Source organism: Arthrobacter oryzae, from assembly GCF_003634095.1.
Classification (GTDB): Bacteria; Actinomycetota; Actinomycetes; order Actinomycetales; family Micrococcaceae; genus Arthrobacter; species Arthrobacter oryzae.
This window is the reverse complement of the sequence record NZ_RBIR01000010.1, coordinates 79,242-92,873: the sequence shown is the minus strand read 5'-3', so window position 1 is coordinate 92,873 and position 13,632 is coordinate 79,242. Positions and strand designations below refer to the sequence as shown.

Here is a 13,632-nt window from a genome sequence, read left to right as displayed (position 1 = left end):
GGTGGGCATCCCCATCGACCCGACCTGGCTGGAAGTCCTGCTGCTGGCCACGGTCCGGATGACCGCTTTCCTGATCGTGGCACCGCCCTTCTCGCACCAGGCCTTTCCGGGGCGCGTGAAGGCCATGCTGGGATTGGGCCTGGGGCTGGCAGTGACGCAGCGCATGGTTGGCGGCTACACGCCCCGCGATACCGCGGCATTCCTCACCGGCGTGGTCCTGGAGCTCGTGACCGGGCTTGTCCTGGGTTTCCTGGTCTTGGTGATCTTCTCCGCCATCCAGTCCGCCGGCAGCCTGGTTGACCTTTTCAGCGGGTTCCAGATGGCCCAGGCGTTTGACCCCCAAATGATGGTCAACGGCGCACAGTTCACCCGGCTCATGCAGATGGCGGCGTTGGCCCTGCTGTTCGCCTCCGACGGCTACCAGCTGGTCATCACGGGCCTCACCGGCAGCTTCACGGCGCTGCCCCTGGCCGGCGGAATAGACCTGGCCCAGCCGGTGCAAGCCATCATCACCGCGGTGTCCGGCATGTTCCTCGCTGCGGTGCAGATCGCCGGTCCGCTCCTGGTGGTGTTGTTCCTCGCCGACGTCGGCCTGGGCCTGCTGACCCGCGTGGCGCCGGCACTCAACGCGTTCTCGCTGGGCTTCCCGCTCAAGATCTTCCTGACCCTCTCGCTGGCCGGCTTCATGTTCCTGGCCCTGCCGCGGATCGTTTCGAGCCTCGCCGGACAAGCGGCCAAAGCAGTGCTGGGGGTGGGCTGATGGCGGATTCACAGGAGAAGACCGAGCAGGCCACTGACAAGCGGATGAAGGAGGTCCGCTCCAAGGGCCAGCTCTCGCGCTCCCAAGACCTCACCGCCTGGCTCGGCGTCGGCGCCGCCGCGCTGATGTTGCCCAGCACGGTCAGCCGGGCCGCCAACGCCGCTACGGACCAGCTCTTCACCGTCCGCGGCATTGTTTCCGCGCCCGATCCCGGCAAAGCCGTCCAAGCCATGGAGAACGGATTCGCCTCCATTGCCGGGATCGTCGGGCCCCTGCTGATTGTGGTGTTTGTGGCGGTCCTCGCCGGCTCCGCCCTCCAGGGCGGTGTCCACCTCAAGAAATTCCGGCTCGAGTTCGGCCACTTCAACCCGCTCAGCGGGATCAAGCGGATTTTCGGCGCCCAGGCGTGGTGGGGCGGCCTCAAGGCGCTGCTGAAGGTCAGCGTGGTGGGACTGGTCCTCTACACGGTCGTGCAGGGGCTGATCCCGGTGCTGCTGACCGCGGGGGGGCTCCCCGTCGCCGGTGTCACGGCCGCCGCCGGCGGCGGCATCGCCTCCCTCGTCCAGTTCGCTGTCGCCGCCGGAATCATCCTCGCCGTGGCGGACTTCTTCGTGGTGATGCGGCGCAACCGCAAGAAGACCCGCATGTCCAAGAAGGAAGTCCAGGACGAGAACAAAAGCAGCGAGGGCGACCCGATCATCCGGTCCCAGCGCCGGGCACGCCAGATGGCCATGAGCCGGAACCGCATGATCGCCGCGATCGGGGACGCCGACGTCGTCCTGGTCAACCCCACGCACGTGGCCGTGGCCCTCAAATACGAGCCCGGCAAGTCCGCCCCCCGCGTGGTGGCGAAAGGCGCCGGGCACGTGGCCGCCAGGATCAGGGAAGAGGCAGAGCAGAAGAACGTGCCCATGGTCCAGGACATCCCCCTGACCAGGGCCCTTCACGGGGCCTGCGAGCTGGGGGACGAGATCCCGGTGGACTTCTACCGGGCGGTGGCCGGAGTCCTGGCATTCGTCATGGCCCTGAAGTCCCGCGGCGCCGCCGCCGGGATGCACCGCATGAGCACGGCGGCCGCCTTATGAGACAGACCGTATGAAACACACGGCGAAACACCGGACGCGCGGCGTAAGGCACGGCGTGAAAACTTTGGGAATCAGCGTCTGTGAAAGGACCGCACCATGAACAACAGGCTGAACCGGCTGGTGGTGCCCATCGGCATCGTGGGGATCGTGCTGCTGCTGGTGGTTCCCGTGCCCGCGCCGCTCCTGGACTTCCTCATTGTCTGCAACATCCTGCTGGCACTGCTGGTCCTGCTGACCAGCATGTTCGTGAAGAAGCCGCTGGACTTCTCCGTGTTCCCGTCCCTGCTGCTGGTGGCCACGCTGTTCCGGCTGGGACTCAACGTCGCCTCCACCCGTCTGGTCCTGGGCAACGGCTACGCCGGGCAGGTCATCGACGCCTTCGGCAAGGTGACAGTCGGCGGTTCCATGATCATTGGCGCGGTGGTGTTCCTGATCCTCGTGGTCATCCAGTTCGTCGTCGTCACCAAGGGTGCCGAGCGCGTGGCCGAAGTGGGCGCACGCTTCACCCTCGACGCCATGCCCGGCAAGCAGATGGCGATCGACGCCGACCTCAACGCGGGACTCCTGACCGACACCCAGGCCCGGGAACGGCGGGCCGAGGTCTCCGCCGAGGCCGACTTCTACGGCGCTATGGACGGTGCCTCGAAGTTCGTCAAGGGCGACGCCATCGCGGGCATCATCATTATCATCATCAACTTCGTCGGCGGCATCGCCATCGGCATGATCCAGCGCGGCCTGGACGTCGGTGACGCCCTGAACACCTATGGGCTGCTGACCATGGGCGACGGGCTCGTCACGCAGATCCCAGCGCTGCTCATGGCCGTCTCCACCGGCATGATCGTGACCCGGTCCAACGCCGAGTCGGACATGGGCCGGACGGCCTCCACCCAGCTGATGCAGTCGCCCAACGCGCTCATGATCGCCGGCGTCGCCGCCCTCGCCATGGCACTGATCCCCGGCATGCCGCCCGTCCCGTTCATTCTCGTCGGTGCCGGACTGATCCTTGCCTCCCGACGCACCGCGGCCACCCAGCAGCGGGAAGAGACGGCCCGGGAGGCCGCGTCGACCGCGCTGAACTTCCCGGAGATGGATCCCAACGACAAGCTCATGGAGGACATGCGCATCCATCCGGTGGAGATCCTACTGGCACCGGACCTGGTGGACATGGTCTCCGGCGCCTCCGACGACCTCCTGGCCCGGGTCCGGTCCCTCCGGCACAAGATCGCCATGGAACTGGGCCTGGTCATCCCGCCGGTGCGCACGAGGGACAGCGTGGACCTGCCGCCGGCCACGTATTCCATCCGAATCGCGGGCGTGGAAGCCGGACGCGGCACGGCCCCCGGCGGCCAGATGCTCGCCTTGGGCGAGAACCTGGATTCGCTCCCCGGCCCGGCGATGATCGAGCCCGTGTTCGGGCTCGCGGGGAAGTGGATCCCGGGGGAGATGCGCCACAACGCCGAAATGACCGGCGCCACGGTGATCGACCGGGTATCCGTCCTGGTCACCCACCTGTCGTCGATCGTCTCCGCGAACGCGGCCCGGCTGCTCTCCCGCGAAGATGTCCGCGTGCTGACCGAGGGCGTGCGGAAGCAAAGCCCGTCCGCCGTCGACGAGCTCACGCCGGCGCTGCTCTCGCTCGCCGAGCTGCAGCGCGTCCTTCAGGGCCTGCTGGACGAGCAGGTGCCCATCAACGACCTTCCCCGGATCTACGAGGCCCTCACGCTCCGCGCCAAAATTTCCACGGACCCGGAGTCGCTCGTCGAAGCGGCCCGGCAGGCCCTCGGTCCTGCCCTCACTGCCAAATTCATGGACGGCCCCGTGCTCAACGTCATCATGATCGACCCCGTCCTGGAACAGCACATGCTCGAGGACATGCGACCCGCCGAAGGAGGCAGCCAGATCGTCATGGGGCAGGACCGCCTCGACGCCGTGCTGCGCTCCGTCGGCTCCGCCGTGGACGCGGCGGCCGCCGCGAACCGCCAGGCCGTGCTCGTGTGCGCCCCGGCTCTCCGGCCCGCCATCCACCGCCTCCTCGGCTCGCAGCCGGGCTCCGTACCCGTGCTGTCCTACCGCGAGGTGACCTCCGCCAATGTCCGGATCGAAACAGTAGGAGTCGTGCGCCATGCCGAACCGCTATCGGCTTAAGGGAGCCTCGCTCGAGGAGATCCGCCACAAGGCGGAAAAGCAGTACGGTCCCGCAGCCCGGATCGTGTCCGCCGAACGGGTCATCAGCCCCGGAATCGCCGGGCTCTTCGCCCAGGACCGCTACGAGGCCGTGGTTGAGGTCCTGCCCAAACATGAGGTGGTCACCGGCGAAGTAGTGCCCGACGCCGACATCCTGGCAGCGGCCGAAGCCGGCACCGCCGCCACGGGGCCCTCCGCGGCGAGTGCGGGACCCTCCACGGGGACCACGGCAGGGGCCACTGCAGGGACCGACGAGAGGACGAACGGCGGGGGGAGGAACGGCGAGGCAAAAAACGGCGCAGGGAAGACCGCAGCCGGGGGCCCGTCCCATCAGCTGCACGGCTCGGCCATCGCCGCCCTGCTGGAAGAGGCGGACGCCGCTGAGCTGGGCCTGCACCGGCCGGCCGGTTCCGGCGTCTCCACCGAGTCGCGGGACTTCGCCGAACTGCTGGAGCAGCTGGGCGCCGGGCTCCGGACCGCGGCAGCGCCCGCCGCTGTCCCCGTTGAACGGCCTGCCTCCCGTCCAATGCCCGCTGCCTCAGCGCCCCCTGCCTCAACTCCTGCTGCCTCAACGCCTGCAGCCACTGATCCCGGCGCCGCAGTGCGTGGGAACACCGCCGTTGGTGGGCGGGACGCCGAGGCCACGCCGCCGGCGGGCGTCGTGCCGGCACCGCTGACCGGCGTCGGCGATCTCGTGGTTCTGGTGGGGCTGGGAGAGGACGCCATGGACGCCGCCCTGGCAATGTCCACGGCCGCAGGCGGTGCCGATGTGCGCACCGCCGGTGAGCTCTCCGCCTACGGCCACCTGCACGTGGACGGACGCCAGAGCGCCACGGCCGCACGCGCTCACGCGGTGGTCAGCGAACGCACGGTCTTGGTGGCGTTCGGACTCGGCAGGGCCCGGAACACCCTGGCCCGGGTGCAGTCCGTCGCCGCGCTTTCGGCAGACCAGGTCTGGGTTGTGGTCGATGCGGGACGCAAGCACCAGGACACGTCGCGCTGGGTCGGCGTGCTCGCGGCTCAGCTCAACGTGACCGCCGTGGCCGTGGTCGGCGCCTCGGAGACCGGGTCCCCGGAAACGGTTAACGGCTTGGGACTGCCCGTGGGCTGGATCGACGGGCGCCCCGCCGGACCGGAACCGACGCGGCAGAACCGGCGGGATTCGTCCGATGCTCCCCGCGGCGAAGGGTAGATTGAGAAGATGCTGGTACTTACACGCAAGCCGGGCGAACAGATCATGATCGGCGACGGCATCGTCATCACGGTTCTGGAAGGCCGCGGTGACGGTGTGCGGATAGGCATTGAGGCGCCTAGGGGAGTTCCCATCCAGCGCCGGGAAGTCATTGAAGCCATCGCGGCGGCAAACCTCGCGGCTGCAGCGGCCGGACCCGACGCCGAGGACGCGCTGCGCGGACTCATGCCGCCGACCGCACCACCTGCAGGTCCCGCCGCTCCCGCCGCGGGCTAGGGACCGGGCGCCGGATCAGTCCTGTTCCACGCCCAGATACTGCGCCAGGATGGGCTGGGACGTACGACTGAGCACGGCCAAGGACCGCTCCACATTCCCGGCAGCGGTCAGCTGATCCAGCACTGCGGCAGGTCCCGCCGGTCCCGAGCGTCCCGGCGGGGGAACGGCCCGCAGCGCCTCTTCGTTCGCGCGGGAGGCCTGGCCCAGCCGGGCAAGCAGCCCGCGCAGGGCCTCCAGATGATCGCGCAGGATCTCAGGCCAAGGCCCGGCAGGTGCGGCCGAAATCAGTTCGACGAGCGTGGTTTGCGCCGGCAGGCCCCATTCAGCGGCCACGGCGGCAGATTCGACACTCCGGGCCAAGGCCTCGAAGCGCAGACGGTCCAGCACGGTTTCAACTTCGGAGGCCATGAAGTTCAGCCACTCCACGTTCCCGGCCTGGACGTGCAGACGCTGCGTTTCCAGCCTGAACAGGAGCAATTCCAGCTGCCGCCGCTCCTGCCAGAGTGCCGCGGAGAGATCACCTGCGCTCATGGGCCCCATTCTCTTCCGCCCCCGAATCACAGCCCCGGGGCGGCTCCCGCATTTTTCGCCAAGCTTTTCCCTGAGGGTACACGCAGAATCTGGATCAGGTGATAAGTTTCCTCCATGGGCGCTGCGCCCCATTCTCGAACCCCCTCATCGAGCGTCGAACCATCGAACGCTGACTCCGGTGCGGGGAGCTCGGTTTCGTTTTGGGTGCGGCTCTCGGCGTTTTAAGGGTCTCGACCCTTCGGATCCGGTCTCATGGGGGGACACAGTATTGAATCGCGTGGAACGCAACGAGATGGTCACGCAGCACCTTCCGCTGGTGGGGTATCTCGTCTCAGATTTGTGCTCGAAAGCGTCACACCTTTCTCGCGATGATTTGGCCTCAGCCGGTGCTATTGCCCTGATCACTTCGGCCGATTCGTTCGATCCCGGCCTCGGCGTGCCGTTTGGCGCTTTCGCGCGCCGGCGCATCCTTGGCGCCTTCGCGGATGAGATGCGGGCCAGCGACTGGGCCACCCGTTCCGCCCGTCGGCGGATCAAAGAAACCATGTCCGTGCAGGAAACGCTGTCGTCCGCCCTTGGCCGTACCCCCAACGTGGACGAGATCGCCTCCGCCCTCGGCGTCCAGCAGAGCGTGGTGGAGGCCGCCCTTGCGGATGCTTCCCGGACGCTGACGCCCCTCGACGAGGCCGTGGTGGACACCCTGGCCGCCGAAACCCTCTCCCCGGAGCACTCCGTGCTCGCGGACGAGCGGCTTCAGTACCTCCGGGCCGCTGTGAAGTCCCTCCCGGACCGGATGCGCTATGTTGTCGAAGAAATCTACTTCGGCGACCGGACGGTCAAGGACCTGGCCGCGGAACTTGGGTCCACGCATGCCGCCGTGTCCCAGCAACGTTCGGAGGCCATCAGGCTCATGCGGGACGGGCTGACCGCACACTACGCCGACGACCCCGGCCAGCCGTTCGAGCCGCAGTCCAGGATTACGCCGCGGCGCCGCAACGACTACCTGACGCAGCTTTCACAGTCCACATCCGGCGGTATCACCCGATCTGCCTTCCCCGAGGGGCCCGTCCTCAACGAGGCCGTCTAGAACACCCGGATCGGTTAGTCAGCTTACTTAGTAAGCTGACCGAGAAATTCCTCCCTGAACCCTCGCGGCCCGTCACTGCCCTGCGGTAGCGTCGGAAACACCGGCCGGTGCGCCAGGAATTGGCGTGCCAGGCCCGCACGGTAACGGTTCTACCCAGGAGGATGCATGAAAGCAACACCTACACTGACGGCCAACCTGCAGGCAGTCCTAGTGGACCTGATCGAGCTTCACGTGCAGGGCAAGCAGGCTCACTGGAACATCGTCGGGACCAACTTTCGGGATCTCCACCTCCAGTTGGACGAGATCATCGACGCCGCCCGGGGATTCGCGGACGACCTCGCCGAGCGAATGCGGGCCCTGCACGCACTGCCGGACGGCCGGAGCTCCACGGTTTCCAAGTCCACCGCACTCGCCGAGTTCCCTGCGGGCCTGATCAACACGAAGGACGCCATTGAGCGGATCGTCGCGGCCCTCGAGGCGGCCGTCGGCACCATGCGCAAGGTCCATGACGAAGTGGACGAGGAAGACCCCACCACCGCTGACCTGCTGCACGCGTTTATCGCCAAGTTTGAGCAGTACGCCTGGATGGTCAATGCCGAGACCATGCGGGCCAACGCCAGCGTAACCACGCCGGACAGCAAGTAGGGCCCGGAAACGGGCTGCGCGGCCAAGCCTTAAAGAGCGGCCAGCCCTTAGAGCGGGGCCAGGCCTTAAAGCCAGCGTCCGGCGCCGGGATTCCCCCCGGCGCCGGACGCTGGTCGTTTAAGCCCGGGCTTCGTTTCCGCCTTTTATGCGGTCTATCACGGCATTGCCGGGAAGCGGCAGGTTATCTGCGTCGTCCCCGCCTGAGCGTTACCTGGCCTTCGGCACCGTCCGGAGCACGACGGCGGCCAGGACGCAGGCCCCGGACATCAGGACCAGCGCAATGGCAGCCGTGACGTGGACGCCGGAATCGAAGGCAGTGCGCGCGGCCGCCGTCACTGCCTCCGCCAAAGGAGCGGGAAGCATCCGGGCAAGCTCCACCGCGCCGGCGAGGGTTTCACCGGCCTGGCTGGTGGCCGCGGCGGGGACCATCCCGGACACCCCCTCAGGGAGCCTGAGATTGCCCTGGTAAGAGGCGGTCAGGATGGAACCAAGGATCGCCGTGCCCAGCAGTGACCCCACCTCGTAGCCCGTCTCGGAAATAGCGGCGGCGGCACCCGCCTTGTCCGCCGGCGCCGCGCCCAGGATCAGGTCGTTGGAGATTGTCTCGGCCGCACCCACGCCCAGGCAAAGAACCAGGAGGGCGGCCAGGAGCAGCGAGGGGCCGTGGCTGTGGTCCCCGAACGCCACCATGAAATAGCCGGCTGCGCTCAACAGCAGGCCGCCGGCCACCACGAAGCCGGGCCGCACCCTGCGCACCAGGGGGACCACCAGCAGGCCCGCGACGACGGTGGCGATCAGGGCAGGGACCATGGCGACGCCGGAGGCCGAAGGGGACTGGCCCTCCAGCAATTGAAGATGCTGGGCCAGGAACAAGATGAATCCGTTGAACGAGAACAGCGCCAGGACGTTGGCGATGATGGCCGTGCTGAAGATCCGGTTGCCGAAGAGACTGACATCGAGCATGGGCGCCGTCCCGTGGCCCCTCTTGTGGGCGGGACTGTGGCCTGGATTGTGGCTTCGGGCCAGGTTGCGCTGACGCCTGATGAAGACATAGCCCATGATCAGGCCGACGCCGATGCTCGCAAAGGCCTCCGGGGCGGGCCCGTGGGTGGCGAGTGCCTTGATCCCGTAAACAATGGGCACCATGACCAGCAGGGACAGGATGATGCTGGGCACGTCGACACGGCCGGGGCTTGGATCGCGGGATTCCGGGATCAGTAGCGGCCCGAGCAGCATCAAGGGCAGGATGATCGGCACTGCGACCAGCAGGACGGCGCCCCACCAGAAGTGTTCCACCAGCCAGCCGCCGGCAATGGGGCCGAGAGCGGCGCCCCCGGAGAATCCGGCGGCCCAGATCGCCACCGCCAGCCTGCGCCGGTTGGGCTCCGGGAAGATGTTGCGGATCAGGGAGAGCGTGGACGGCATCAGCATGGCGCCAAAGAGGCCTAGCCCGGCACGGCCTGCGATCAGCCATTCGGCGCTCGGAGCGAACGCCGTCGCGGCTGAAACTGCGGCGAAGCCGGCGCTGCCGACGAAGAGCAGCCGGCGCCGGCCGATCCTGTCGCCCAGGCTGCCCATCGCGACCAGCAGCCCGGCCAGGACCAGCGGATAGGCGTCGATGATCCAAAGCAGTTGGACGCCGGAGGCGGACAGGCTGCGGGCGATGGCCGGCAGGGCGAACGTTAGGGCGGTATTGTCCACGGCCACGAGCAGGACGGGGAACATCAGCAGGGCCAGCGCTACCCAATCACGCCAGGGCGCCTGGGGCCGGGAGGCCGCCGGCCTGCTGGTGACTGTGGTGATCGATGGGATGCTCATGGGTTTAACTGTACCGTCTGGACGGTATAGTTAAGAAATGCGGAGGCGGGCAGGCATGATGGGAGGCATGCCCAGGAAACCCGTGGCCCGCGAGGCCGTTCTCGACGCCTTCGAATCCCTGCTCATTGAAGTGGGTGAGCGCGCCGCGACGCTGGACGCCGTCGCGCGGCGGGCAGGCGTGTCCAAGGGCGGCCTGCTCTACCATTTCCCGACCAAGGAGGCGATGATCGCCGTGCTGTTGGAACGGCTGGACCGGCTTCTGGCGGCGGACGTTGCGGCCATGGCGGCGGCTCCGGAAGGTGCGGCGGCCTATTTCATCAAGTCATCCGTCTGGGCGGACACGCCCATGGACCGGGTCTTCGTAGCGGCCACCCGCCTGGCCGAGGTGGCGCATCAGGAAACCCAGCGCCGCTTCGCCGCCGGCCAGGCCAGCTGGCTGGAGCTGCTGGCGGCCGACGTCGGGCCCGCCATGGCGAAGGCGGTTCTCTATATGGGGGATGGGCTCTACTTCAACGCCATGCTGGGCCGCGGCCCGGCCGGTCCGCCTGCCGAAATCGAGGCCGACGTCGAAAGTCTCCTGGCCGCCGTCGAGAAGCTGCGCCGCTGACGGCACCCCGGCACTAGCGCCCACCCCGCCCTGCCGAAGTCGCCGGAGGAGTGCGAATTCGCCGGAGGAATGCGGCGACCCCGCACGCTTCCGGCGAAGTCGGCGCAGGGTTTCCCCCGGGCGGCGACCCCGGGGTGGCGACCCCGCACCCGTAACCTGGCCCCGAGGGCGGGCGGCAGTTTGCGGTCGCGTCCCCGGCATAGGAGAATAGGAGCTGTGACTGTTGTCACCCCCGATTGAACATGTGCCGACTGAACATATTCGGTCGGACGCCAACTGAATACGCCTTCGATCTGCGGCGGGAGAGTCCTGCAAGTAGGTACAAGCAGGCGCCGTAGGAGCAAATCCTCCCCAGGAATCTCTCAGGCCCATGTACCGCCGCGGCAAGGCACCTCTGGAAAGTAGCAGGCGCGCCCCAGGCGCGCTGTGCTCACCGACGGTGCAAGCGCGGCCACGCACGGCTGCGCGGAAACTCTCAGGTCCAATACAGAGCGGGGAGGAACCCGAATCAATGTGGCGTACCCTGCGCCGCCTGAGTTATGGAGTTCCTTGTGACTGTTACCCCAGCCTCCACGTCCTTCGTTGACCGGCACATCGGCGCGCGCCGCCAAGCCGACGTCGACGCCATGCTGAAGGCTGTCGGCTACGACACCGTCGACGCCCTGGTGGACACTGCCGTGCCGAAGGACATCCGGCAGGACTCCGACCTTGCGCTCGCCGCAGCCCTCAGCGAGGTGGAAGTTCTCGCCGAGCTGCGCAAGCTGGCCGCGAAGAACAAGACCGCCGTCCAGATGATCGGGCAGGGCTACTACGACACGCTCACCCCGCCGGTGATCCGCCGCAACATCCTCGAGGCCCCGGCCTGGTACACCGCGTACACGCCCTACCAGCCGGAAATCTCCCAGGGCCGGCTCGAGGCCCTGCTGAACTTCCAGACCATGGTCCAGGACCTCGTCGGCCTGCCGATCGCCAACGCTTCCCTGCTGGACGAAGCCACCGCCGTCGCCGAGGCCGTCCTGATGATGCGCCGGGCCAACAAGAACAAGACCGCCCACGACGGCAAGACCGTCCTCGACGCCGACTGCCTCCCGCAGACCATCGCGATCGTCAAGGGCCGTGCCGAGGCCCTCGGCTTCGAGGTGGAGGTCGCGGACCTCTCCAAGGGCCTGCCCGACGGCGTCATCAACGGCGTCGTCCTGCAGCAGCCCGGCGTCTCCGGCCGGGTGTTCGACCACACCGCAGTGATCGCCGAGGCCAAGGACCGCGGCGCCCTCGTGACCGTGGCGGCCGACCTTCTCTCGCTGACCCTCATCACGCCTCCGGGCGAGCAGGGCGCGGACATCGCGGTCGGCTCCGCCCAGCGCTTCGGCGTCCCGCTGTTCTTCGGCGGCCCGCACGCTGCCTACATGGCCGTCCAGAAGGGCCTCGAGCGCTCCATGCCGGGCCGCCTCGTGGGCGTCTCGAAGGACAACGCCGGCGTTCCCGCGTACCGCCTGGCCCTGCAGACCCGCGAGCAGCACATCCGCCGCGAGAAGGCCACATCCAACATCTGCACCGCCCAGGCCCTGCTGGCCATTGTGGCTTCCTTCTACGCCGTCTACCACGGCCCCGACGGGCTGAAGGCAATCGCCCAGTCGGTCCACGTGCACGCCAAGACCATCGCCGCCGCCCTGAAGGCCGCCGGCCTTGAGGTGCTGCACACGTCCTTCTTCGACACCATCACCGTCTCCGTGCCGGGCCGGGCAGCAGAGATCATCGCGGCCGCCGACGCCAAGGGCGTCAACCTGCGCGCCATCGATGCCGACACCGTCGGCATTTCTGCCGATGAGGCCACCACCGTGGAAATCGTTGCCGACGTCATCGCCGCGTTTGGCGCGTCCGTGACCGACTCCACTGAAGGGTTCGGCCTGGACCCCGCGGTCGAGCGCACCTCGGACTTCCTTCAGCACCCGGTGTTCAACACGCACCGTTCCGAAACGCAGCTGCTGCGCTACATCCGCCGCCTCTCGGACCGCGACTTGGCGCTGGACCGCACCATGATCCCGCTGGGTTCGTGCACCATGAAGCTGAACGCCACGGCCGAGATGGAAGCCATCTCCTGGCCGGAGTTCGCCTCCATCCACCCCTTCGCCCCGGAGTCCCAGACCGCCGGCTGGCGCGAACTGATCGAGGACCTCGAAGCCCAGCTGACCGAGATCACCGGCTACGACCAGGTCTCCATCCAGCCGAACGCCGGTTCCCAGGGCGAGCTCGCCGGTCTCCTGGCCATCCGCGGTTACCACCACTCGCGCGGTGACGAGCAGCGGAACGTCTGCCTCATCCCGGCCTCCGCGCACGGCACGAACGCAGCCTCGGCCGTGCTCGCCGGCATGAAGGTCGTCGTAGTGGCCACCGCCTCGGACGGCACAATTGACCACACGGACCTCACTGCCAAGATCGAGGCCAACAAGGACGCCCTGTCCTGCATCATGATCACCTACCCCTCCACCCACGGGGTGTTCGACGCCGACGTCCGCGAGGTCTGCGACGCGATCCACGACGCCGGCGGCCAGGTCTACATCGACGGGGCCAACCTCAACGCCCTCGTCGGCCTGGCCCAGCCGGGCCAGTTCGGCGGCGACGTCTCGCACCTGAACCTGCACAAGACCTTCTGCATCCCGCACGGCGGCGGCGGACCCGGCGTCGGCCCGGTCGCTGCCAAGGCCCACCTTGCACCGTTCATGCCGGGCAACGCAGCCGATCCGGCCAACGGCGCCGACGGAACCCCGATCTCCGCCTCCCGCTACGGCTCCGCCGGCGTCCTGCCGATCTCCTGGGCCTACGTGAAGCTCATGGGCGGCCGGGGCCTGACCGAGGCCACCAAGTCGGCGCTGCTCGCGGCGAACTACATCGCGGCCCGCCTAAACGACTCCTTCCCGGTGCTCTACACCGGCGAGGGCGGCCTCGTGGCCCACGAATGCATCCTGGACCTGCGCGAACTCACGGCCAAGACCGGCGTGACTGCCGAGGACGTGGCCAAGCGCCTGATCGACTACGGCTTCCACGCCCCCACGCTCGCGTTCCCGGTGGCCGGCACCTTGATGGTGGAGCCGACCGAGTCCGAGGACCTGGGCGAGATCGACCGTTTCATCACGGCCATGATCGCCATCCGCGCCGAGATCGACCAGGTGGCCCACGGCGACTTCACCGTGGAGCACAGCCCGCTGCGCAACGCCCCGCACACCGCCGCCGCCGTCATCAGCACCGACTGGACCCGCGAGTACCCGCGCGAGCAGGCCGTCTTCCCGGTCCACACGCTCCGGCAGGACAAGTACTTCCCGCCGGTCGGCCGGATCGACGGCGCCGCCGGTGACCGGAACCTGATCTGCTCGTGCCCTCCCCTCGAAGCCTTCGAGGACCACTCCGACGACTCCGCCAACTCCGGCTCAAACAAGTAAGGACAGCCAA

The 13,632-nt window shown here is 68.0% G+C and carries 11 protein-coding genes and 2 riboswitches; of the genes, 9 read left to right on the top strand and 2 right to left on the bottom strand.

Translation table 11 applies throughout. The features are described from left to right. The first annotated feature begins 1 nt into the window (after position 1). The 5 genes from C8D78_RS17520 (at position 2) to C8D78_RS17500 (ending at position 5,497) form a co-directional block, all read left to right on the top strand. Positions 2-760, top strand: coding sequence for a flagellar biosynthetic protein FliR (locus C8D78_RS17520; RefSeq protein ID WP_120955146.1), 759 nt, complete (start codon positions 2-4; stop codon positions 758-760). Next, the gene (locus C8D78_RS17515; RefSeq protein ID WP_120955145.1) at positions 760-1,845 is read left to right on the top strand and encodes an EscU/YscU/HrcU family type III secretion system export apparatus switch protein; all 1,086 of its coding nucleotides are present in this window, start codon (positions 760-762) and stop codon (positions 1,843-1,845) included. Before C8D78_RS17520 ends, C8D78_RS17515 begins: the two co-directional genes overlap by 1 nt. A gap of 96 nt (positions 1,846-1,941) precedes the next feature. Next, entirely contained in the window at positions 1,942-3,990 is a 2,049-nt protein-coding gene (locus C8D78_RS17510; RefSeq protein ID WP_120955144.1) for a flagellar biosynthesis protein FlhA, read from the top strand. Further along, the gene (locus C8D78_RS17505) at positions 3,968-5,221 is read left to right on the top strand and encodes a hypothetical protein (protein WP_120955143.1); all 1,254 of its coding nucleotides are present in this window, start codon (positions 3,968-3,970) and stop codon (positions 5,219-5,221) included. Before C8D78_RS17510 ends, C8D78_RS17505 begins: the two co-directional genes overlap by 23 nt. A gap of 9 nt (positions 5,222-5,230) precedes the next feature. Next, entirely contained in the window at positions 5,231-5,497 is a 267-nt protein-coding gene (locus C8D78_RS17500) for a carbon storage regulator (protein WP_120955142.1), read from the top strand. 15 nt (positions 5,498-5,512) lie between these two features. Here the strand turns inward: C8D78_RS17500 and flgN are convergent, their stop codons facing one another. Next, positions 5,513-6,028 carry a flagellar export chaperone FlgN gene (gene flgN, locus C8D78_RS17495; protein ID WP_167467948.1) on the bottom strand — a complete coding sequence of 172 codons (516 nt, stop codon included), beginning with the start codon at positions 6,026-6,028 and terminating at the stop codon, positions 5,513-5,515. Between the two features lie 277 nt (positions 6,029-6,305). Between flgN and C8D78_RS17490 the strand changes: the two genes are divergently transcribed. Both C8D78_RS17490 and C8D78_RS17485 read left to right on the top strand, forming a co-directional pair. After that, positions 6,306-7,115, top strand: a complete 810-nt coding sequence (locus C8D78_RS17490) for a sigma-70 family RNA polymerase sigma factor (protein WP_120955140.1) — start codon at positions 6,306-6,308, stop codon at positions 7,113-7,115. Positions 7,116-7,280: 165 nt separating this feature from the next. Continuing rightward, positions 7,281-7,760 carry a Dps family protein gene (locus tag C8D78_RS17485; protein ID WP_120955139.1) on the top strand — a complete coding sequence of 160 codons (480 nt, stop codon included), beginning with the start codon at positions 7,281-7,283 and terminating at the stop codon, positions 7,758-7,760. A 207-nt stretch (positions 7,761-7,967) separates the two neighbouring features. Here C8D78_RS17485 and C8D78_RS17480 read toward each other — a convergent pair whose 3' ends face one another. Continuing rightward, positions 7,968-9,578, bottom strand: coding sequence for an MFS transporter (locus C8D78_RS17480; RefSeq protein WP_120955138.1), 1,611 nt, complete (start codon positions 9,576-9,578; stop codon positions 7,968-7,970). 67 nt (positions 9,579-9,645) lie between these two features. Between C8D78_RS17480 and C8D78_RS17475 the strand changes: the two genes are divergently transcribed. Beyond that, on the top strand, positions 9,646-10,185 hold the full coding sequence (locus tag C8D78_RS17475; protein WP_120955137.1) for a TetR/AcrR family transcriptional regulator: 540 nt from the start codon (positions 9,646-9,648) through the stop codon (positions 10,183-10,185). A gap of 289 nt (positions 10,186-10,474) precedes the next feature. Beyond that, positions 10,475-10,573, top strand: a riboswitch (glycine riboswitch). A 1-nt stretch (position 10,574) separates the two neighbouring features. Then, a riboswitch (glycine riboswitch) is annotated at positions 10,575-10,685 on the top strand. 39 nt (positions 10,686-10,724) lie between these two features. Then, on the top strand, positions 10,725-13,622 hold the full coding sequence (gene gcvP, locus C8D78_RS17470) for an aminomethyl-transferring glycine dehydrogenase (protein ID WP_208642000.1): 2,898 nt from the start codon (positions 10,725-10,727) through the stop codon (positions 13,620-13,622). Positions 13,623-13,632 lie beyond the last annotated feature (10 nt).

Excerpts from the sequence above, each read along its gene's own strand:
- C8D78_RS17515 (WP_120955145.1), top strand. The coding sequence starts at position 760 with ATGGCGGATTCACAGGAGAAGACCGAGCAGGCCACTGACAAGCGGATG.
- C8D78_RS17510 (WP_120955144.1), top strand. The coding sequence starts at position 1,942 with ATGAACAACAGGCTGAACCGGCTGGTGGTGCCCATCGGCATCGTGGGG.
- C8D78_RS17505 (WP_120955143.1), top strand. The coding sequence starts at position 3,968 with ATGCCGAACCGCTATCGGCTTAAGGGAGCCTCGCTCGAGGAGATCCGC.
- C8D78_RS17500 (WP_120955142.1), top strand. The coding sequence starts at position 5,231 with ATGCTGGTACTTACACGCAAGCCGGGCGAACAGATCATGATCGGCGAC.
- flgN (WP_167467948.1), bottom strand. The coding sequence starts at position 6,028 with ATGAGCGCAGGTGATCTCTCCGCGGCACTCTGGCAGGAGCGGCGGCAG.
- C8D78_RS17485 (WP_120955139.1), top strand. The coding sequence starts at position 7,281 with ATGAAAGCAACACCTACACTGACGGCCAACCTGCAGGCAGTCCTAGTG.
- C8D78_RS17480 (WP_120955138.1), bottom strand. The coding sequence starts at position 9,578 with ATGAGCATCCCATCGATCACCACAGTCACCAGCAGGCCGGCGGCCTCC.
- C8D78_RS17475 (WP_120955137.1), top strand. The coding sequence starts at position 9,646 with ATGCCCAGGAAACCCGTGGCCCGCGAGGCCGTTCTCGACGCCTTCGAA.
- gcvP (WP_208642000.1), top strand. The coding sequence starts at position 10,725 with ATGGAGTTCCTTGTGACTGTTACCCCAGCCTCCACGTCCTTCGTTGAC.